This window comes from Isoptericola sp. NPDC056605, assembly GCF_042792795.1.
GTDB lineage: Bacteria > Actinomycetota > Actinomycetes > Actinomycetales > Cellulomonadaceae > Isoptericola.
Map to the genome: position 1 here is coordinate 1 of NZ_JBHTVT010000024.1, position 21,006 is coordinate 21,006.

17 protein-coding genes and 1 riboswitch are annotated in these 21,006 nt (G+C 74.3%); of the genes, 10 read left to right on the top strand and 7 right to left on the bottom strand.

Translation table 11 applies throughout. From position 1 onward, the window contains the following. Positions 1–58 precede the first annotated feature (58 nt). Positions 59–784: a hypothetical protein gene (locus ACFQ8Y_RS19260; RefSeq protein WP_430586465.1), complete on the bottom strand. Its 726-nt coding sequence runs from the start codon at positions 782–784 to the stop codon at positions 59–61. A 133-nt stretch (positions 785–917) separates the two neighbouring features. Between ACFQ8Y_RS19260 and ACFQ8Y_RS19265 the strand changes: the two genes are divergently transcribed. Both ACFQ8Y_RS19265 and ACFQ8Y_RS19270 read left to right on the top strand, forming a co-directional pair. Then, positions 918–2,090, top strand: a complete 1,173-nt coding sequence (locus ACFQ8Y_RS19265; protein ID WP_430586466.1) for a glycosyltransferase family 4 protein — start codon at positions 918–920, stop codon at positions 2,088–2,090. A gap of 125 nt (positions 2,091–2,215) precedes the next feature. Continuing rightward, positions 2,216–2,776 carry a hypothetical protein gene (locus tag ACFQ8Y_RS19270; RefSeq protein ID WP_430586467.1) on the top strand — a complete coding sequence of 187 codons (561 nt, stop codon included), beginning with the start codon at positions 2,216–2,218 and terminating at the stop codon, positions 2,774–2,776. Between the two features lie 120 nt (positions 2,777–2,896). On the opposite strand, the gene guaA is transcribed toward ACFQ8Y_RS19270, so the two are convergent. Beyond that, positions 2,897–4,504 (bottom strand): glutamine-hydrolyzing GMP synthase, encoded by a 1,608-nt coding sequence (gene guaA, locus ACFQ8Y_RS19275; protein WP_430586468.1) that lies wholly within the window; start codon positions 4,502–4,504, stop codon positions 2,897–2,899. Positions 4,505–4,609: 105 nt separating this feature from the next. Continuing rightward, a complete protein-coding gene (gene thiE / locus ACFQ8Y_RS19280; protein WP_430586469.1) occupies positions 4,610–5,248 on the bottom strand; it encodes a thiamine phosphate synthase in 639 nt (212 codons plus the stop codon). Between the two features lie 31 nt (positions 5,249–5,279). Next, a riboswitch (TPP riboswitch) is annotated at positions 5,280–5,382 on the top strand. Here thiE and thiO point away from each other — a divergent pair. The 3 genes from thiO (at position 5,372) to ACFQ8Y_RS19295 (ending at position 7,709) form a co-directional block, all read left to right on the top strand. Next, positions 5,372–6,604 carry a glycine oxidase ThiO gene (gene thiO, locus ACFQ8Y_RS19285; protein WP_430586470.1) on the top strand — a complete coding sequence of 411 codons (1,233 nt, stop codon included), beginning with the start codon at positions 5,372–5,374 and terminating at the stop codon, positions 6,602–6,604. It overlaps the preceding riboswitch by 11 nt. Further along, complete coding sequence (gene thiS, locus ACFQ8Y_RS19290) at positions 6,601–6,846, top strand: sulfur carrier protein ThiS (protein ID WP_430550421.1); 246 nt, start codon at positions 6,601–6,603, stop codon at positions 6,844–6,846. Before thiO ends, thiS begins: the two co-directional genes overlap by 4 nt. A gap of 20 nt (positions 6,847–6,866) precedes the next feature. Then, positions 6,867–7,709, top strand: coding sequence for a thiazole synthase (locus ACFQ8Y_RS19295; protein WP_430586471.1), 843 nt, complete (start codon positions 6,867–6,869; stop codon positions 7,707–7,709). Positions 7,710–7,857: 148 nt separating this feature from the next. Here the strand turns inward: ACFQ8Y_RS19295 and ACFQ8Y_RS19300 are convergent, their stop codons facing one another. Beyond that, a complete protein-coding gene (locus ACFQ8Y_RS19300) occupies positions 7,858–9,099 on the bottom strand; it encodes a ThiF family adenylyltransferase (protein ID WP_430586472.1) in 1,242 nt (413 codons plus the stop codon). Continuing rightward, the gene (locus tag ACFQ8Y_RS19305) at positions 9,096–9,521 is read right to left on the bottom strand and encodes a DUF3817 domain-containing protein (protein WP_430550424.1); all 426 of its coding nucleotides are present in this window, start codon (positions 9,519–9,521) and stop codon (positions 9,096–9,098) included. The genes ACFQ8Y_RS19300 and ACFQ8Y_RS19305 overlap by 4 nt, the downstream gene beginning before the upstream one ends. 97 nt (positions 9,522–9,618) lie before the next feature. On the opposite strand from ACFQ8Y_RS19305, the gene ACFQ8Y_RS19310 reads away from it, so the two are divergent. Together ACFQ8Y_RS19310 and ACFQ8Y_RS19315 are read left to right on the top strand one after the other, a co-directional pair. Beyond that, positions 9,619–11,418 carry an ABC transporter ATP-binding protein gene (locus ACFQ8Y_RS19310; protein ID WP_430586473.1) on the top strand — a complete coding sequence of 600 codons (1,800 nt, stop codon included), beginning with the start codon at positions 9,619–9,621 and terminating at the stop codon, positions 11,416–11,418. Next, positions 11,415–13,196: an ABC transporter ATP-binding protein gene (locus ACFQ8Y_RS19315; RefSeq protein ID WP_430586474.1), complete on the top strand. Its 1,782-nt coding sequence runs from the start codon at positions 11,415–11,417 to the stop codon at positions 13,194–13,196. Before ACFQ8Y_RS19310 ends, ACFQ8Y_RS19315 begins: the two co-directional genes overlap by 4 nt. A 115-nt stretch (positions 13,197–13,311) precedes the next feature. On the opposite strand, the gene ACFQ8Y_RS19320 is transcribed toward ACFQ8Y_RS19315, so the two are convergent. After that, positions 13,312–13,923: a GyrI-like domain-containing protein gene (locus ACFQ8Y_RS19320; protein ID WP_430550427.1), complete on the bottom strand. Its 612-nt coding sequence runs from the start codon at positions 13,921–13,923 to the stop codon at positions 13,312–13,314. A 55-nt stretch (positions 13,924–13,978) separates the two neighbouring features. Continuing rightward, positions 13,979–14,878 carry an SURF1 family protein gene (locus tag ACFQ8Y_RS19325; protein ID WP_430550428.1) on the bottom strand — a complete coding sequence of 300 codons (900 nt, stop codon included), beginning with the start codon at positions 14,876–14,878 and terminating at the stop codon, positions 13,979–13,981. Between the two features lie 170 nt (positions 14,879–15,048). Here ACFQ8Y_RS19325 and ACFQ8Y_RS19330 point away from each other — a divergent pair, with 170 nt between their 5' ends. Genes ACFQ8Y_RS19330 through ACFQ8Y_RS19340 form a run of 3 tightly spaced genes read left to right on the top strand, consistent with a single transcriptional unit; the run spans position 15,049 to position 20,985 of the window. After that, positions 15,049–17,553, top strand: a complete 2,505-nt coding sequence (locus ACFQ8Y_RS19330; RefSeq protein ID WP_430550429.1) for a phosphoketolase — start codon at positions 15,049–15,051, stop codon at positions 17,551–17,553. A gap of 31 nt (positions 17,554–17,584) precedes the next feature. Further along, complete coding sequence (pta, locus tag ACFQ8Y_RS19335; protein WP_430550430.1) at positions 17,585–19,714, top strand: phosphate acetyltransferase; 2,130 nt, start codon at positions 17,585–17,587, stop codon at positions 19,712–19,714. Then, positions 19,711–20,985, top strand: coding sequence for an acetate/propionate family kinase (locus ACFQ8Y_RS19340; protein WP_430586475.1), 1,275 nt, complete (start codon positions 19,711–19,713; stop codon positions 20,983–20,985). Before pta ends, ACFQ8Y_RS19340 begins: the two co-directional genes overlap by 4 nt. Positions 20,986–21,006 lie beyond the last annotated feature (21 nt).

Sequence of the window (21,006 nt, forward strand, 5' to 3'; positions counted from 1 at the left end):
GCGGTGACCCGAGGGGTCACCGCCGCGTCGTCGTGCTGGTCGTCGTGCTGGTCGGACCTCAGGCCGACGGCGACCCGCTGCCCCCGGCAGGCGGTGTCGCCGGCGGGTTCTCGGGCCGCGTCGAGGGAGACGCGGGCGGCGAGGTCGACGGAGGTGTCGAGGGAGGTGTCGACGGGGTTGTCGACGTCCCGGCGGAGGGCGCCTCGGGAGCCGTGCGCGTGCTCGGCCGCTCGGGCGGCGGCGCGGGCGTCGTCGGGGCGCTCGGCCGCTCCGGCTCCCCGGGGTCGGCGCGGTGCGCGGCGTGCGACAGGCCGCCCTCGGACGTCAGCGAGGGCGAGTCGATCACCACCTGCGGCCCGCCCGCGAGCTTGCGTAGCGCGCTCCCGAGCAGGATGAACACGATGCCCAGGCCGATGACGAGGGCGCAGACGCCGAACGCCACCACGGACGTGAACAGCGACGCGCGCAGGAACGACGCGTTCATCACCGTGTCCCGCGTCGGGTCGTCCTGGGCGAGCTCGGCGTACGTCTGCCCGCCGGACGCCTCGAGCGCGTGCTTGTTGATCACCTCGGCCTGCGCGTAGGCGGTGAACGGCCCGGAGACCTTCTGACCGGCGAACATGGCCGCGTCGTCCGAGACGGTGATCTGCTCGTCGGCGAGCGTCTGGGACACGACGACCCACACGCCCAGGCCGGCGACGATCATGACGATGCCGGCGATGATGGTGACCAGGCCGATCCCGCGGACGCCCTTGGTCGGATGAACGGTGACCGTGCTCGACATGTCGCACCTCTCCTCAGGTGTGTGCCGTGATGCATGGCTGGAGGTCTCGCTCCTCGCACGGTAGCGCTCCCGACCGTCTCCGGCTCGGTGAACCCGCAGGTGGTCGCGCCGGGGGCGGTGGCAGGATGTCCCGGTGCGCATCGTCCACGTCTCCGACTCCTACCTCCCGCTGCTCGGCGGCATCGAGACCCAGGTGGCCCGGCTCGCGCGCCGGCAGTCGGAGGCCGGGCACGACGTCGAGGTCATCACCACGACGCCGGGCGCGCCCGGCGAGCACGGCATCAGCACCCGGCCCGACGGCGACGGGGTCGTCGTGCACCGCGTCGCGGCCCGCGTGCCGGGCGGCTACCCCGTCCACCCGCGCTCGACGGCGCACGTGCGCGCGCGGCTGAAGGCGCTCGAGGCCGACGGCCGCCGCCCGGACGCCGTGCACCTGCACATGGGCGTCCTGGCCCCCACGGTCGAGCTGGCGCTCCGGCCCGTGACGCGGCTCGGGCTGCCCGCCCTGCTCACGGTGCACAGCGTGTGGGGCGGCTGGGAGCGGGCGTTCGCCGCGCTCGACCGCGTGACCCGGTGGTCGGCCTGGCCGGTGCAGTGGTCGGCGGTGAGCGGGCTGACGGCGGACCCGCTGCGGCGCGTGGTCGGGCGACGGCTGGGCCCCGGCGCCGCCGCGGAGCGCGTGTCCGTGCTGGGCAACGGCATCGACGTCGACGCCTGGCGGCTGCCCCGCGTCGAGCGGGGCGAGCGTGCCGAGGGCCGCGAGGTGCACGTCGTGTCCGCCACGCGGTTCGCGCCCCGCAAGCGGGTGCTGCCGATGCTCGAGGCGATCGCCGCGGCCGTGGAGAGGGCTCCGGGGCGCCTGGTCGCGACGATCGGCGGCGACGGACCGCAGCTGTCCGAGGCCCGTCGCTGGGTGCGCGAGCACGGCCTGGCCGACACGGTGCGGCTCGTCGGCCGCCTCACCCCGACCGAGCTCAAGCGCCTGTACGTGCGCGCCGACGTCTTCGTGGCCCCGGCCGTGCAGGATGCGTTCGGCATCGCGGCGCTCGAGGCCCAGGCCGCGGGCCTCGCCGTCGTCAGCCGGTCGCAGTCGGGGGTCGCGGAGCGCCTGGTCGACGGCCGGGACGCCCTCCTCGTGGACGACGACGCCGCGATGGCCGACGCTCTCGTCCGTTTCGCCGACGACCCCGCCCTGCTCGACGCGATCATCGCCCACAACCGCTCCGCCGAGCTCGCGACGTCGTGGCCCCGCGTGCTCGCCGACGTCGACCGCGCCTACGCGCGTGCCGCATCGCTCGTCGGTTGACCGGGGCGGCGTCACCGCAGGTCACGGGCGAGTCGTTGCTCGGGCGTATCAAGGGCGCCCGCTGCGCGCTCCCCCCACACCGTGACCGGCGACGAGGGGATCGCCGGCAGACGTGAGGAGCGAAGATGACCATCACGACGCAACGACGCACCGTCCGCGCCCGGCTCGCCGCCGTCGTCGGCGGGCTCGCCGCGATCACCGCACTGGGGGTCGCGGGTCCCACCGCGACGGCCGCACCTGCGGACGACCCGGCGCCGGTCCAGGTGCAGCGCGTGGAAAGCGACGCACCGGTCATGGTCGAGGACCTGAAGATCTCGGCCAAGGCCGCCAGCACGACCGACTACTGTGCCGTCCTCGACGGCACCTTCGGCTGCAAGAACGCGAAGCCGGGGACCGGGCTGGTCGTCGCACGGCTGTACCAGAACAAGAACTACGGCGGCTTCCAGGTCGTCGTGTTCAACCCGAAGTACAAGGTCGGCTGCACGTCGGGCACCGGGGACAACGAGGGCGGCGCCAACCTCGGCACCGCGCTGTCCAACCGGATCAGCTCCGTCAAGACCTACAACAGCTGCGACGTGAAGCTCTACAACGGCAACGGCAAGACCGGCGCCAGCACCGGCTGGATCGACAAGTCGGCCCTGCTCAGCGGCTTCAACGACAAGGCCAACTCGTTCAGGATCTCCTGACAGCCCACCTGGCAGCGTGGCCGGCGGGAGCCGGGACGTCGTTCGCGAGAGCCGAGCGAGGCACGAGCGAATCATTCGAGCGAACGACGTCCCGGCTCCCGCCGGCCACGCCGTCCACCCTCACTCCCACTCGATGGTGCCCGGCGGCTTGCTCGTCACGTCGAGCACCACGCGGTTGACCTCGCTCACCTCGTTGGTGATGCGAGTGGAGATGACGGACAGCACGTCGTAGGGCAGGCGCGTCCAGTCGGCGGTCATGGCGTCCTCGGAGGACACGGGCCGCAGCACGATCGGGTGGCCGTAGGTGCGGCCGTCGCCCTGCACGCCGACGGAACGGACGTCGGCCAGCAGCACGACGGGGCACTGCCAGATCTCGTCGTCCAGGCCCGCCCTGGTGAGCTCGGCGCGCGCGATGGCGTCCGCCTTGCGCAGCGTCTCGAGGCGCTCGGCCGTGACCTCGCCGACGATGCGGATGCCGAGGCCCGGGCCGGGGAACGGCTGGCGGGAGACGATCTCCTCGGGCACGCCGAGCTCGCGGCCCACCGCGCGGACCTCGTCCTTGAACAGGGTGCGCAGCGGCTCGACCAGCTCGAACTGCAGGTCGTCGGGCAGGCCGCCCACGTTGTGGTGGCTCTTGATGTTGGCCGCGCCCTCGCCGCCGCCGGACTCGACGACGTCCGGGTACAGCGTCCCCTGCACGAGGAACTTGACCTCCTCGCCGTGGGCGCCCGCCTCGGCGACGATGTCGCGCTGGGCGTCCTCGAAGACGCGGATGAACTCGCGGCCGATGATCTTGCGCTTCGTCTCCGGGTCGCTCACGCCGGCGAGGGCGGTCAGGAACCGCTCCTTCTCGTCGCGGATGATGAGGTTCACGCCCGTGGAGGCGACGAAGTCGCGCTCGATCTGCTCGACCTCGCCCTCGCGCAGCAGGCCGTGGTCCACGTGCACGCAGGTGAGCTGGTCGCCGACGGCGCGCTGCACCAGCGCGGCGGCGACGGCGGAGTCCACGCCGCCGGACAGGGCGCAGATGACGCGGGCGTCGCCGATCTGCGCGCGGATCGCGGCGACCTGGTCGGCGATGACGTTGCCCGGCGTCCAGTCGGGCGCGAGCCCCGCGCCCTCGTAGAGGAACTTCTCCAGCACGGCCTGGCCGTGCGCCGAGTGCTTCACCTCGGGGTGCCACTGCACGCCGTACAGGCGACGGCCGGTGTCCTCGAACGCGGCGACCGGCGAGCCGGACGACGTCGCGAGCACCTGGAAGCCCTCCGGCGCGGCGTGCACGGAGTCGCCGTGGCTCATCCAGGTGGTCTGGTGGTCGGGGGAGCCCGCCAGCAGCACGCCCGCCTCGCACACCTCGACCTCGGTGCCGCCGTACTCCCTCTGCCCCGTCTGCGCGACGGTGCCGCCCAGCGCCTGCGCCATCGCCTGGAAGCCGTAGCAGATGCCGAGCACCGGCACGCCGGCCTCGAACAGCGCCGGGTCCACGAACGGGGCGCCCGTGGCGTACACCGACGACGGCCCGCCCGAGAGGATGATCGCCGCCGGGTTCTTGGCGAGCATCTGCTCGGTGGTGAACGTGTGGGGCACGATCTCGGAGTAGACGCGGGCCTCGCGCACGCGGCGCGCGATGAGCTGCGCGTACTGCGCGCCGAAGTCGACGACGAGGACCGGTCGCGGCGTGGGCGCCAGGTCGGCGGTGGTGGGGGTGTCGGTGGCGGGAGACGTCACCGAGCCATCGTAGCCGCCGGACGGTACCGCTCCCGGGCCCGTCCCACGGGTCACGCGGTGGGGTAGGTCACCTCGACACCGCGGCGGCGCGCCGGCCGTCGGCGGTCAGGCCAACCGCTCCCGCAGCTCGCGCGCGGCGCGCCCGGGGTCGGGCGCCTGCGTGATCGCGCGCACGACGACGACGCGCGACGCACCGGCGTCGAGCACGGCGTCCAGCCGCTCGGCGTCGACGCCGCCGATGGCGAACCACGGTGTCGTCGGGCGAGTCGCGGCGACCTCGCGCAACAGGCCGAGACCCACGGCCGCACGGCCGGGCTTGGTGGGCGTGGCCCACAGCGGGCCGACGCAGAAGTAGTCGACGTCCGGGTCGGCCTCGGCCTCGGCCGCCTGCGCGGCGGAGTGGGTGGAGCGACCCAGCACCGGGCCCGGGCCGAGCAGCGACCGGACCGCCGGCACGGGCAGGTCGCGCTGCCCCATGTGCACGACGGGAGCGCCGGTCAGCCCGGCGACGTCGGCCCGGTCGTTCACCGCCCAGAGCGCGCCGTGCTCCGCGGCGACGCGGGCCACCACGGCCTGCAGCTCGAGCTCGCGCGCGACGTCGAGCGTCTTGTCCCGCAGCTGCACGACGTCCACGCCGCCCGCGAGCGCCGCGTGCAGGAAGTCCTCGAGGTCGCCCCGGTCCTCGCGGGCGTCGGTGCACAGGTACAGGCGGGCGTCGGCGAGCCGGGCGCGGGTCGTGGTCACGCCGGCCAGGGTAACCACGGCCCGGGTTACAGTGGCCGCGCACGGGAGCCCCGCTCGGGGCTGAGAGGGCGTAGGAGCCGACCGTCGAACCTGATCTGGGTCATGCCAGCGAAGGGAGCGCACATGCCCACGTCCACCGGCCCGTCCGCCACCCCCTCCGACGTCGTCGTCGTCGGCGGCGGGATCGTCGGTCTCGCGGTGGCCTGGCGGGCCGCGGACGCCGGCCTCGCCGTCACGGTGCTCGACCCGTCGCCCGGCGACGGCGCCACCCGCGCGGCCGCGGGGATGCTCGCGGCCGTCGGCGAGGCGGACTTCGGCGAGCGGGACCTCGCGCGCCTCAACCTCGCGTCGGCCGCCCGCTGGCCCGCGTTCGCCGCCGACCTCGCCGCCGCGACCGGTCGCGACGTCCCGCTGCTGCGTGCCGGGTCGCTCGCCGTCGCGTACGACGCCGACGACCTCGCCCTCCTGCGTCGCGTGCTGGCGCTGCACCGGGAGTGGAGCCTCGCGTCCGCGGAGGTCTCCGTGGCCGACGCCCGGCGCCGCGAGCCGTACCTCGGGCCGCGGCTCGCCGGGGCGGCCCGCGTCGAGGGCGACCTGGCCGTCGACCCGCGGGGCACGCACGCGGCACTCCTCGAGGCGCTGACCCGCGCGCCGGGCGGCACGGTCGTCCGCCGCGCCGCCGTGCGCCTGGAGCGGGACGCCGCGGGCCGGGTGGTCGCGGCGCACGACGCCGCCGGGGTGCGGCACGCCGCCGGGGCCGTGGTCCTCGCGGCCGGCGCTGTCCCTCCCGCGGGGCTGCTCGACGGCGTGCCGGAGGTGCGCGTGCCGGTGCGGCCCGTCAAGGGCGTGACGCTGCGCCTGGACGCCGGGCCGGGGCTCGCCCTCGAGCACGTGGTGCGCGGCACGGTGCAGGGCCGGCCGGTGTACCTCGTGCCGCGGGGCCCGGGCACCGGCGCCGGCCCGGGCAGCGGGCCCGGGCACCGGGAGATCGTCGTCGGCGCCACCAGCGAGGAGCGGCCGGACGACCGCCGCGCCGAGGCGGGCGGCGTGTTCGCGCTGCTGCGCGACGCCCGCGCCCTCGTGCCCGGGATCGACGAGGCCGCGCTGGTCGACGTCACGCCGCGCGCCCGCCCGGCCACCCCCGACAACCTGCCGCTGGTCGGCGCCACCGCCGTGCCCGGACTGCTGGCCGCCGTCGGGCACGGACGCAACGGGGTGCTGCTCGCGCCACTCACCGCCGACGCGGTGCTCGCCGCGCTGACCGGCACACCGCCGCCCGACGACGCGCTCGACACCCTCACCGCCGCCGACCCGCGACGCTTCGCGCCCGCAACCCCCGAAGGAGCCCTCCCGTGAGCACGCCGTCCACCTCCGCAACCGCCGTCGTGAACGGCGAGACCTACCCGCTCGACGGACCGCACGGCGACGGCGTCGAGGCCGTCGTCGCGACCCTCGTCCCCGCGTTCGTCGCCGACGGCTCGGTGCAGGGCATCGCCGTCGCCGTGAACGACGCCGTCGTCCCCCGCGGCCTGTGGGCCGGCACCCGGATCGCGCCAGGCGACCGGGTCGAGATCGTCACCGCCGTCCAGGGCGGCTGACCACGAAGCACGGAGGAAGCATGACCAGCACGCACGCCGAGACCACGTCCCGCCCGCTCGCGCACCCGCTCGTCGATCCGCTCGTGGTCGCCGGCACGGAGGTCGGCTCGCGCCTCGTCATGGGCACGGGCGGGGCGTCGAACCTCATGACGCTGGAGGACGCGCTGGTCGCGTCGGGCACCGGGCTCACGACCGTGGCGATGCGCCGCGTCGCGGTACGGCCGGGAGGCGCGGGCGCCGAGGACGGCGGCATCTGGGGCCTGCTGGAGCGGCTGGGCATCCGCGCCCTGCCGAACACGGCCGGCTGCTTCTCGGTCGCCGAGGCCGTGCTCACGGCGCAGCTCGCCCGCGAGGCCTGCGGCACCGACTGGGTCAAGCTCGAGGTGATCGCGGACGACGTCACCCTGCTCCCCGACCCGCTCGGCCTCGTCGAGGCCGCCGACCGGCTGGTGCGCGACGGGTTCGTCGTGCTGCCGTACACGAACGACGACCCGATCCTCGCGCGGCGTCTCGAGGACGTCGGGTGCGCGGCCGTCATGCCGCTCGGCGCCCCCATCGGCACGGGCCTGGGCGTGCTCAACCCCCGCAACATCGAGGCGATCGCGTCCGCCGCGCGCGTGCCCGTCATCCTCGACGCCGGGGTGGGCACCGCGTCCGACGCCGCCCTCGCGATGGAGCTCGGCTGCGACGGCGTGCTCCTCGCGACCGCCGTCACGCGCGCCGCCGACCCGGTCCGCATGGCGCACGCCATGCGCCTCGCCGTCGAGTCCGGGTGCCTCGCCGCCGGCGCCGGCCGCATCCCGCGCCGTGAGGGCGCGCTGGCCAGCTCCTCCCCGGACGGTCGACTCGACCTCGCCCTCTGACGCGGTGCTCCACGCTGCCGAGGTAGTCCGAAACCTGCCGAGGTAGTCCGATCCGTGCCGAGGTAGTCCGATCCGTGCCGAGGTAGTGGTCCGGTCCACTACCTCGCGGAGTCTCGGACTACCTCGGCACGACCCGTGCTCCCTCGCGTCAGACGGCGAGGAGCAGCGCGGGGGCGCCGCCCTCGACGGAGCGGGCATCGACGCCGGCGGCGCGCGCGACGTCGGCCACGCGGGCGGAGCGGGCGCCCGCGGCGCAGACCAGGAGCACCGGGCGGTCGGTGGGCAGCGCCGCGACCGCGGACGCGGCGGCGTCTCCCCCGCCCAGGAACGCGCCGCTCGGCGACACGGTCGCGCCCGCGACGGGGAGCGCCTGGACCTCCCAGCCCTCGCGGACGTCGACGAGCGCGACGGGCGAGCCGCCCGCGAGGAGCGCGGCGGCGTCGACGGCGCTCATGCTGGCGGGGCCGAGTCCGGAGCCCGCGGCGTCGGCGGACCCGCCCACGGGTGCGGGCAGGCCGCAGAACGCGGCGTACGCGGCGTCGTCGGCGAGCAGCTCCGCGACGGGCTCGCGGGTCGGGTCCGGGCGGACGGCGAGCTGGCGCCACGAGAGCTCGAGGGCGTCGTAGACGGCGATGCGGCCGAGCAGCGTGGTGCCCGCACCGGTGATCAGCTTGACCGCCTCGGTGGCCATGACCGACCCGACCGTGCCGCACAGCGCGCCGAGCACGCCGCCGGTGGCGCAGTCGGGCACGGTGCCGGGCGGCGGGGGCACGGGGAAGACGTCGCGGTAGGTGACGCCGCGCGTCCTGGTCTCCTCACCGGTGCCGTCGGCCAGCACCGGCGCGCCCCAGAAGACGGCGACCTGGCCGTCGAACTGGTGGATGGCGCCCCACACGACGGGCACACCGAGGATCTCGGCCGCGTCGGACACGAGGTAGCGGGTCGGGAAGTTGTCCGCGCCGTCGAGCACGACGTCGTACCCGCCGACGATCTCGAGCACGTTCTCGGGGGTGAGCCGCACGGGGTGGGCCACCACCTCGACGTCGGGCGCGAGGTCGGCGATCCGGTCGCGCGCCGACTCCACCTTGGGCCGGCCGACGTCGGCCGTGCCGTGCACCACCTGGCGCTGCAGGTTGGAGACGTCCACGACGTCGTCGTCCACGACGCCGAGGGTGCCCACCCCGGCGGCCGCGAGGTACTGGAGGGCCGGGCTGCCCAGGCCGCCCGCCCCGACGACGAGCACCCGCGCGGCGGCCAGCCGGCGCTGCCCCTCCGGGCCGACGCCCGGCAGCGGCAGGTGCCGGGCGTACCGGGCGAGGTGCGCGGCGTCCAGCTCCGGGCCGGGCGCGACCAGGGGTGCCAACGACGGAGACGGGGCGAGCGACGTCATGCCGCGTACCGCTCCTCGAGCGCACCGAGCTTCGCGTCGGCGTCGGCGTGCACGCGCTTCTCGAGGATGAACGACATCACCGGCACGACGCCCGCGAACACCATCGTGGCGAGTCGCCCGAAGCCCCAGCGCATCTTCGACCACAGGTCGAGCACCGTGACGAGGTAGACCACGTAGATCCAGCCGTGCGCGAACGGCACCCAGCCCATGTAGTCGACGACGAGCTCGACCGGCACCACGTACTTGAAGAACATCTCGACGCACAGGATCAGCAGCATCACACCGGTGAGGATCGCCATGAACCGGTAGCGCTTGAGGGCTCCGCGAGCCTTGCGGATGGCGGCCTCGGCCTGGGCCTGGCTGGCGCCGCCGGCGGGCGACGACGAGGGCTGCGGGGCGGGGGTCTGCTGCGGCGTGCTCACCCCAGCATCGTAGGCGCGGACCCGGGCCGGTCGGACCCGAGGACTCCGTGGTTAATCCGTGGCCCCGTGTCGGCGGCCGTTCGTAGGCTGGATCCTCGTGCGACCCCTCCCCCTGCCCGACGTGGGCAACCCTCCCCTGACGTCCCCCGCCCGGCTCCTGGCCTGGCAGGGGTGGCGCCAGCGCGACGTGCTCGCGAAGTCCCTGGTGGCGGGCGTGGTGGCGATGCTCGCGTCCGCCGCGGCCCCGCTGCTCATCGGTCGTGCCATCGACGAGGGGCTGTCGCAGGGCTTCGACGGCCCGCTGTTCGCCTGGTGCGGGGCGATGCTCGCCGCCGCCGCCGTCATCGTCGTCGCGGGCATCTTCAACCACATCTGGGACGTCGAGAACTGGGTGCGGGCGTCGCTGTCGTTCTCCCAGCTCGTGGGCTACAAGGCCTCGCGCGCCGGGCACGCGATCACGCGCAAGCTGCCCACCGGCGAGGTCGTCTCCGCCGTCGCCAACGACGCCTTGCGCGTGGGCGACATGTTCTCCATGGCCGGCCGGTTCACGGGCGGCGTGATCGCGTACGTGGTCGTCGTGGCGATCATGCTCTCCCAGCACGTCCAGCTCGGCCTGGTGCTGGCGCTCGGCATCCCGGCGGTGGCGGCCGTGCTCGGCCTGCTGGTCAAGCCGCTGCAGTCGCGCCAGACGACGCAGCGCGAGGCCACGGGACGGCTCACGTCGCTCGGTGCGGACACCGTCTCGGGCCTGCGCATCCTGCGCGGCATCGGCGGCGAGGACGAGTTCGCGGCCCGCTACGCGCGCCAGTCGCAGGAGGTGCGGCACCAGGGCGTGCGCGTCGCGGTGCTCCAGTCGGTGCTCGACGGGCTGCAGGTGCTGCTGCCCGGCCTGCTCGCCGCGCTGGTGCTGTGGCTCGGCGCCCGGGCCGCCGTCCGCGGCGAGATCACCAGCGGCCAGCTCGTGACGTTCTACGGCTACGCGGCCTTCCTCGCGTGGCCGGTGCAGATGGCCACGCAGATGCTGCAGATGGTGATCCGCGCCGTCATCTCCTCGCGCAAGATCCTCGACGTGCTGCGCGTCACCGAGGCGACGCCCTCGACCTCGACGCCCACGGACGCGCCGGCCGCCGGCGCCGACCTCGCCGACGAGGCGAGCGGCCTCGTGCTGCGCGAGGGCCGCGTGCTCGGGCTGGTCAGCGCCGACCCGGACGCCTCCGCGCGCGTCGCGACGCGGCTCGGGCGGCTCGACGACGAGGCCGAGGCCGGCACGCCGGTCCGGCTCGGCGGCGTGCCGCTGGCCGACCTCGACAAGGAGGTGCTGCGCCGCCGCGTCGTGGTCTCCGAGGCGACGCCGCACCTGTTCTCGGGCGTGCTCGGCGAGGCGCTCGACGCCCGCGGCCGCGCCACCGAGGCCGACCTCCTGGCCGCGATGGTCACCGCGGACGCGCACGACGTGCTCGACAGCGTGCCCGGCGGCCTCGCCGGCGACCTGCCCGAGAAGGGCCGCTCCCTGTCGGGCGGCCAGCGGCAGCGCGTCGCCCTGGCGCGGGCCCTGCTCACCGAGCCGGAGATCCTCGTGCTCGTGGAGCCCACCAGCGCGGTGGACGCCCACACCGAGGCGCGGATCGCGGAGCGGGTGGCCGAGGTGCGCCGCGGCCGCACGACGCTCGTCGTCACCGCCAGCCCGCTCGTGCTCGACCACCTGGACGAGGTCGTGCTGCTCGACGACGACGCCACGGTCGCCGCGTCCGGCACGCACGCCGAGCTGCTCGCCCGCCGCGACGCCCACGGCGCCGCGTACCGCGCCGTCGTCGGCCGCAGCATGGCGGAGGACACCGCCGACGACGCCGACGCCGACGAGATCACCGGCACCGACCTGGAAGGAGCCGCGCGATGAGCGCCCCCGCCGCCGCGACCCCCCGGGCCGGCACCGTGAACCCGAACCTGCTGCCCATCGCCGACCGCGCCGAGGTGAACCGCACGGTGGGCCGCCTGTTCCGGCGCCACCGCGGCCAGCTCGGCGGCGTCGCCGTGCTGCACACCCTCGCCGCGCTGGCCGGCCTGGCGGGCCCGTTCCTGCTGGGCCGGATCATCGACGAGGTCGCCGCCGGCACCACGCTCTCCGCGGTCGACACCCTCGCGCTGGTGCTCCTCGGCGCCGTCGTCGCGCAGGCCGTGATCACGCGGTACGCGCAGCGGCTGTCCATGGTCTTCGGCGAGCGCGTCTTCGCGGACCTGCGCGAGGAGTTCATGGACGCCGTGACGCGGCTGCCGCTGTCCACGGTGGAGAAGGCGGGCACCGGCGACCTCGTCGCGCGCACCACCAACGACGTCAACAAGCTGCAGCACGCCGTGCGGTTCGGCGTGCCGCGGGTGCTCGTGTGCGTCGTGACGATCGTGCTCACGCTGGTCGCGTCGTTCCTCGCGAGCCCGCTCGTGGCGGTCGGGCTGCTCACCGGCGTCCCGCTGATCGTCGTAGCCACGCGCTGGTACCTCCGGCGCGCGACGCCGGGCTACCTGCGCGAGTCCGCCGCGTACGCGACGATCAACGGCTCCATCACCGAGGCCGTCGAGGGCGCCCGCACCACCGACGCGCTGCACCTCGGCGCCCGGATCCGCCGGCGCATCGACCGCGACCTGCGCGAGGCGTTCGACGCCGAGTCGTACACCCTGGGCCTGCGGCTGCGGCTCATCCCGGCCCTGGACGCGGCGGTCGCGATCGCGCCGATCGTCGTCATCCTCTGGGGCGGCTGGCTCGTGTCGCAGGACCTCACCACGGTGGGCACCGTCGCGACCATCGCGATGTACGGCCACCAGATGGGCGGCCCGGTGTTCGACCTCGTGTTCTGGCTCGACGAGCTGCAGGTCGCGGCCGTCGCGCTGGCACGCGTCGTCGGCGTCGGCCTGGTCGGCCCGGACCGCACGGCCGGCACCGCCGTGCCGACGTCGGAGGAGGTGCGGGCCCGGTCCGTGCGGTACGCGTACCGCGAGGGCCACGACGTGCTGCACGGCATCGACCTCGACCTCGCGCCGGGCGAACGGCTGGCCGTCGTCGGGCCGTCCGGCGCGGGCAAGTCCACGCTGGGCCGCATGCTCGCGGGCATCCACCCGCCCACCGGCGGGTCGGTCACCGTGGGCGACGTGCCGCTCGTCGAGCTGCCGCTGGAGGACCTGCGCCACCACGTCGCGCTGGTCACCCAGGAGCACCACGTGTTCGTCGGGTCGCTGGCCGAGAACCTGCGGCTGGCCGACACGTCGGCCACCGACGACGCGCTGTGGGGCGCGCTCGGCGCGGTCGACGCCGCGTCGTGGGCCGCGGACCTGCCGGAGGGGCTGGAGACGGCCGTCGGGTCCGGCGGGCACACGCTCACGCCGGCCCAGGCGCAGCAGGTCGCGCTCGCGCGGCTGGTGCTGCTCGACCCGCACACGCTCGTCCTCGACGAGGCGACGTCGCTGCTCGACCCGCGCGCCGCCCGCCACCTGGAGCGGTCGCTCAACGCCGTGCTCACCGGTCGCACGGTGGTCGCCATCGCGCACCGCCTGCACACCGCGCACGACGCCGACCGCGTCGCCGTCGTCGACGGCGGCCGCATCACCGAGATCGGCCCGCACGACGACCTCGTCGCCGCCGGCGGGGACTACGCCAGGCTCTGGCACAGCTGGCAGCACGAGTGAGCGCGGGGTAGTCCGCCTCTCGCCGAGGCAGTCCCGATCCTGCCGGGGTCGTTCCCTCCCGCACGGAGCAGGGGACTACCTCGGCAGGATCGGTGCTACCTCGCGGCGCGAGGGACTACCTCGGCGCGACGGGCTGGCGGATCAGCGTGCGCAGCTTCTCGGGGGCCGTGCGGCGCAGGTCGGACAGATAGATCTCGTGGTGCAGGCCGCCCAGCGCCCGCCCCTCGGCCTCGACGAACGCGTGCAGCCGCTCGATGGTCGCGGGCTCGGTGGCGAACGGGCCGCGGTGCAGCACCTGGGCGGCGTCGCCCTCGTCGTAGCGCTCCAGGCGGACGCGGTCGCCCGCCGGGGGCTGCTTCGCCGCGACGGCACGGGACGTCACCTCGGCCGCGTCCACGTGCTCGACGGCGTCCGGGAGGCTGATCATCAGCGTCCAGCGCCACTCGTCCTTGGCGTCCACGCTGAACCGGCTCATGTCGTCGGCCCACCACAGGCCCTCGAGCGGCATGACGGTGTACGCGTCGCCCGTGGCCTCCTTGACCGCCGCCCGCAGGGCGTACGCGAGCGGGTACAGCGTCTCGACCGCCTCGCGGTAGGCCGGTGCCGTGTTCGGGTCGCCCTCGCCGTCCACCATGAGGAAGGGGCGGGGCGGCAGCGTCACCAGGGCCGGCGTCGTCGTGGCGCGGTAGTGCAGCCGCGGCTCGCGCTTGAGGTCGATGGCCGTCATCCGGTCAGCGTGGCACAGGAGGCCCGCCCGGCTCGTGCGAGACCTGCCGGGTCGTCTAGCCGGGCAGCCCCGCGATGCCGGTGCCCACCGGGTCGTCGGAGTCGTCGTGCGTGCTGCCGCGCCTCGTCCCGGCCGCCTCGTCGCGCACGAGCCGGACCCACAGCAGCACGGCGAAGAGCCCGAACACCCACCACTGCAGCGCGTAGAACAGGTTCTGCAGGTTGACGCCGTCGCTGCCCTCGAGCACGGGCCGCGGCAGCGGCGCGGGACCGCCCTCGGCGGCGGTCGCCTGCGCGGGGTCGGACGTCGTGAGCACCATGTAGCCGGAGTAGATCGGCCCGCCCCAGGTGTTCACCAGCGCGCCGGTGGAGATCGAGTCGGTGAGCGGCGGGCCGTCCGGGTCGTCGGGCAGCGGCTCGCCGCCCTCCTGCACGGACTCCGACGCCTGCACCCACCCGGTGACGCGCACGTCGCCGTCCGGGACGTCGAGCGCCGCGGCGTCCGGGGTGGGCGAGTCCACCCAGCCCCGCACGACCGGCAGGACCGGCGGCCCCGACAGGTCCGCCCACGAGGACCCGCCCGTGCCGTCGTCGGTGACGCGCAGCGGGGTGAGCACCAGGTAGCCGGTGCGGCCGTCCAGCGCGCGCCCGGCGACGAGCATCTGTCCCTCGGCCTCGTACTCCCCCGTGACCCACGCCTCGGTGCCGACCAGCTCGCCGGGGAACGACGTCTGCGGCGGGAGCAGGGTGCCCAGCGCCTCCGGGCCGTGCGAGGCCTGCTCGGCCGCCTCCTGCTGGGCGGCGAGCTCGGCGCGCTGGTAGGCGCGGTCGAGCTGCCACACGCCGAGCCGGCCGCACACGGCGGCGGCGAGCAGGAAGAGGAGCAGGATCCCGATCATGCGGGGCTGGAGGGCCACCGCCCAGAACGACCTGCGGGCGGGCTGGGGGCTGGGCACGGCACCACCGTAATCGGCCCGGGGCCCGGCCCGGGAATCCGTGCGCCGGATCATCTGACACCCCGCCAGATCGACGTCACGCGCTCTGACCTCGCCGGTCGTGCTGCATTCGGGCACCGGGTGCGGTGGAATGAAGGCGCCGGTCTTCCCCCGAGCCCCAGGAGCGTGTGATGAGCACCACGACCACCCCGACCGTCAGCCCCACGCCATGGCGCGCGGGCGCCGGTACCGAGCTCACGGCCGAGACGATCGAACGGATCGACCGGTGGTGGCGGGCGGCGAACTACCTGTCGGTCGGTCAGATCTACCTGCTCGACAACCCGCTGCTGCGCGAGCCCCTCACCCGCGACCACGTCAAGCCGCGCCTGCTGGGCCACTGGGGCACGACGCCGGGCCTGAACTTCCTGTACGCCCACCTCAACCGGGCGATCAAGGAGCGCGAGCAGTCCACGGTCTACGTCGCCGGCCCCGGCCACGGTGGCCCCGGCCTCGTCGCGAGCACGTACCTCGACGGCACGTACTCCGAGCTCTACTCGGACATCACCGAGGACACCGACGGCGTGCGCCGCCTGTTCCGCCAGTTCTCGTTCCCTGGCGGCATCCCGAGCCACGTCGCCCCGGAGACGCCCGGTTCCATCCACGAGGGCGGCGAGCTGGGCTACGCCCTCTCGCACGCCTACGGCGCGGTGTTCGACAACCCGGACCTGCTGGTGGCGGCGGTCGTGGGCGACGGCGAGGCCGAGACCGGCCCGCTCGCCACGAGCTGGCACTCGAACAAGCTGCTCAACCCCGCGCAGGACGGCGTCGTGCTGCCGATCCTGCACCTCAACGGGTACAAGATCGCGAACCCCACGATCCTCGACCGCATCGGCCGCGACGAGCTCGAGTCGCTCATGGTCGGGTACGGGCACAAGCCGCACTGGTTCGAGGTGGCCGACGGCACCGACGAGTCGCACGAGTCGATCCACCGCCGCTTCGCCGCGGTGCTGGACGAGGTGCTCGACGAGATCGCCGCGATCAAGGCGCAGGCCGCCGTCGAGGGTGTGGACATGGCGCGCCCGGCGTGGCCGATGATCGTGTTCCGCACGCCGAAGGGCTGGACGGGCCCGGAGTACATCGACGGCAAGAAGACGGTGGGCTCGTGGCGGGCGCACCAGGTGCCGCTCGCGAGCGCCCGGGACACGCCCGAGCACCTCCAGGTGCTGGAGACGTGGCTCAAGTCGTACCGGGCCGAGGAGCTCTTCGACGACGACGGCCGCATCCTCGACGACATCCGCGAGCTGGCCCCGCCCGGCGAGCTGCGCATGAGCGCCAACCCGCACGCGAACGGCGGCGTGCTGCTGCGCGACCTGCGGCTGCCCGACTTCCGCGACTTCGGCGTCGACGTCTCCGCGCCGGGTGCCGGCGCGGTGGAGGCGCCGCGCGTGCTGGGCCAGTTCCTCACCGAGGTGATCCGCCGCAACCCTGACAACTTCCGGATCTTCGGCCCGGACGAGACGGCGTCCAACCGCCTGCAGGCCACGTTCGACGTCACCGGCAAGCAGTGGAACGCCGAGTACTTCTCGCCGGAGGTCGACGAGCACCTGGTCCGCGCCGGCCGGGTGATGGAGCAGCTGAGCGAGCACCAGTGCCAGGGCTGGCTGGAGGGCTACCTGCTCACCGGGCGGCACGGCCTGTTCACCAGCTACGAGGCCTTCATCCACATCGTCGACTCGATGTTCAACCAGCACGCCAAGTGGCTCAAGGTCACCAACCACATCCCGTGGCGGCGGCCGATCGCGAGCCTCAACTACCTGCTCTCCAGCCACGTGTGGCGCCAGGACCACAACGGCTTCAGCCACCAGGACCCGGGCTTCATCGACCACGTCGTGAACAAGAAGGCCGAGATCGTCCGGGTGTACCTGCCGCCGGACGCGAACACCCTGCTGAGCACCTACGACCACTGCCTGCGCTCGCGCCAGTACGTGAACGTCGTCGTCGCGGGCAAGCAGCCGGCGCCGCAGTTCCTCACGATGGAGCAGGCGGTGGCGCACTGCACCCGCGGCCTGGGCATCTGGGAGTGGGCGGGCACCGAGGTCGAGGGCGAGGACCCGGACGTCGTGCTCGGCGCGGCGGGCGACGTGCCCACGCTCGAGGTGCTCGCGGCGGCCGACATCCTGCGCCACCGCGTCCCCGACCTCAAGGTCCGCGTGGTCAACGTCGTCGACCTCATGCGGCTGCAGGACGAGAAGGAGCACCCGCACGGCCTGTCCGACAAGGACTTCGACACGCTGTTCACCGCCGACAAGCCGGTGATCTTCAACTACCACGGCTACCCGTGGCTCATCCACCGCCTCACGTACCGGCGCACCAACCACGCCAACATCCACGTGCGCGGGTACAAGGAGGAGGGCACCACGACGACGCCCTTCGACATGGCGATGCTCAACGACATCGACCGGTACCACCTCGTGGTCGACGTCATCGACCGGGTGCCGGCCCTGCGCTCGCGGTACGCGGGCCTGCGGCAGGAGATGGTCGACGCCCGCCTCGCGGCCCGGCAGTACACCCGCGAGCACGGCGAGGACATCCCCGAGGTGCGCGACTGGGTGTGGCCGGACGTCGGCGAGACGGGCACCGAGAACGGCGGACCCCAGTACGACGCCGCGGCGGCGACGGGCGGCGACAACGAATGACAGGGGACGCACGAATGACAGGTGACGCCGCGTGACCGGCTCGACCCGCTCGATCTACATCGCCTCCCCCGAGGGCGAGACCGGCAAGTCGACGGTCGCGCTGGGCGTGCTGGACCTCCTGGTCCGACAGGTCTCCCGCGTCGGGGTGTTCCGGGCCGTCTCCCGCGTGCCGTCGCCGCCGGCGTCGGACGCGGGGGGCGACGCCCCGCGCGACCACGTGCTGGAGATGCTGCTCGCGCACGACGGCGTGGACCTGTCCTACGAGGACGCGGTCGGCGTCACCTACGACGACGTGCACGCGGACCCGGAGGCCGCGCTCGCCCGCATCCTCGACCGCTACCACGCGGTCGCGGAGCGGTGCGACGCCGTCGTCGTGGTCGGCACGGACTACACGGACGTCGCGGGCGCCACGGAGCTGGCGTTCAACGCGCGCGTGGCGGCCAACCTGGGCGCCCCGGTGCTGCTCGTGGCCTCGGGCCGCGAGCGCTCGCCGGAGGACGTGCGCGCCCTGGTACGCCTCAGCCTGTCCGAGCTGCGCGCGAACCACGCGCAGCCGGTGGGCGTCGTCGTGAACCGGTGCACCCCGGCGGTGCTCGCGGCGGCGACCACGGCGGTGGTCGGCGACGCGGACCTGCCGGTGTGGACCATCCCCGAGGAGCCGTTCCTGCACGCGCCGACGGTCGGCCGCCTGACCGAGGCGGTGCAGGGCAGGCTCATGCTCGGCGACGCCGACCTGCTGGGCCGAGAGGCGCTGGAGGTGATCGTCGGGGCGATGTCGTTCGAGCACGTGCTCGACCACCTCTCCGACGGCGCGGTCGTCATCCTCCCCGGCGACCGCTCCGACGTGCTGCTCGGGCTGCTGTCGGCGCACTCCGCCGCCACGTTCCCCTCCCTGGCGGGCATCGTGCTCACCGGCGGGTATGTGCCGCGCGGCGCGATCGCGCAGCTGCTGTCGGCGCTCGGGCCGCGCGTGCCGGTGGTCGCGACCGCGCTCGACACGTTCCAGGCGGCCCGCCGCGCGGCGGAGACGCACGGCTACGTCACGGTCGCCTCGACGCGCAAGATCGACGTCGCGCGCGCCCTGTTCGAGCAGCACGTGGACGGCGCGGAGCTGCTGGCCCGCCTCGACCTGCCGCGCACGCGCGTCGTCACGCCGCTGATGTTCGAGTACGAGCTCATCGAGCGGGCGCGCGGCGACCGGCGCCGCGTCGTGCTGCCCGAAGGGGACGACGACCGCATCCTGCGCGCCGCGTCGACCGTGCTGGCCCGCGGGATCGCGGACCTCGTGATCCTGGGCGACGAGACGTCGATCCGCGCCCGGGCGGCCGAGCTGGGCCTCGACATCGCCGCCGCCACCGTCCTGTCCCCCACCGACCCCGAGCACGTCGAGAGGTTCAGCGCCGAGTACGCGAGGCTCCGGGCGCACAAGGGCATGACGGTGGAGCGGGCCAAGGAGATCGTCACCGACGTGTCGTACTTCGGCACGATGATGGTGCACCTCGGCCTCGCGGACGGCATGGTGTCGGGCGCCGCGCACACGACGGCGCACACCATCCGGCCGTCGTTCGAGATCGTCAAGACGCAGCCGGGCGTCTCCGTGGTGTCGTCGGTGTTCCTCATGTGCCTGCAGGACCGCGTGCTGGTGTACGGCGACTGCGCCGTGATCCCCGACCCGACCGCGGAGCAGCTCGCGGACATCGCCATCTCGTCGTCCGCGACGGCGGCGCAGTTCGGCGTCGACCCGAAGGTCGCGATGCTGTCCTACTCGACGGGCACGTCCGGCTCGGGCGCGGACGTCGACAAGGTGCGCACCGCGACCGGGCTGGTCCGCGAGCGCCGCCCCGACCTGTCGGTGGAGGGCCCCATCCAGTACGACGCCGCCGTGGACGCGTCGGTCGCGAAGTCGAAGCTGCCGGAGTCGGCGGTGGCCGGGCAGGCGACGGTGTTCGTCTTCCCGGACCTCAACACCGGCAACAACACCTACAAGGCCGTGCAGCGCTCGGCCGGGGCCGTCGCCGTCGGCCCCGTGCTGCAGGGCCTGAACAAGCCGGTCAACGACCTGTCGCGCGGCGCGCTGGTCGCGGACATCGTCAACACCGTCGCCATCACGGCGATCCAGGCCCAGTCGTTCGGGGCACAGGCACAGGAGGCCACCGCATGAGCATCGTCCCCGAGGCCGAGCGGCCCACCCCGTACAGCGCGTACGGGGCGCACGGCTCCGTGCTGGTGCTCAACTCGGGCTCGTCGTCGCTCAAGTACCAACTGGTCAACCCCGTGGGCGGGGAGGCGATCGCCGCCGGCACGATCGAGCGGATCGGCGAGCCGTCCGGCATCGTCACGCACACGTTCGCGGGCAACAAGACCCGCCGCGAGCTTGAGGTGCCCGACCACGGGGAGGCGCTGCGGATCGCGCTCGGCCTGTTCGACGAGATCGGCCCGCGCCTGGCGGACGCCGGCATCTACGCCGTCGGGCACCGGGTGGTGCACGGCGGTGCGGAGTTCTCGGGCCCGGTCGTGGTGGACGACGACGTCGTGGCGCGCATCGACGCCCTGGTGCCGCTCGCGCCGCTGCACAACCCGGCCAACGTGCAGGGCATCCGGGTGGCGCGCGAGCTGCTGTCCGACGTGCCGCACGTCGCCGTCTTCGACACGGCGTTCTTCTCCGCCCTGCCCGCCGAGGCGTACACGTACGCGATCGACCGCCAGGTGGCGCAGGAGTACGACGTGCGCCGGTACGGCTTCCACGGCACCAGCCACCAGTACGTGGCGGGCAAGGTGGCGCGGGTGCTGGGCCGCCGCGTTCAGGACCTGCACACGATCGTGCTGCACCTGGGCAACGGGGCGTCCGCGTCGGCGGTGGCGGGTGGCGTCCCCATCGACACCTCCATGGGGCTGACGCCGCTGGAGGGCCTGGTCATGGGCACGCGGTCGGGCGACATCGACCCGGCCGTCGTCTTCCACCTGGCGCGGAACGCCGAGATGGGCATCGACGAGCTCGACACGCTGCTCAACAAGCGCTCGGGGATGCTGGGCCTGTCGGGCGTGAACGACTTCCGCGAGCTCCGGCGTCTCATCGACGACGGCGACGAGGCGGCCTCGCTCGCGTTCGACGTCTACGTCCACCGCCTGAAGAAGTACGTGGGCGCCTACGCCGCCCTGCTGGGGCGGGTGGACGTCATCGCGTTCACCGCGGGGGTGGGCGAGAACGACACCGCCGTCCGCGCCGCCGTCTGCGAGGGGCTCGAGGGCATGGGCATCGCCGTCGACCCGGCCCGCAACACCGCGCGGACCGGCGGGGAGCGCATCATCTCCCCCGACTGGACGTCCACGCTGGTGATGGTGATCCCGACGATGGAGGAGCTCGCCATCGCCCGGCAGTGCGTGGAGGCGGTCGAGCACCTGCGTCCCTCGTCGTCGGTCACGGCGGGCTGACGCCGGCCGCGGCGCGCGCGC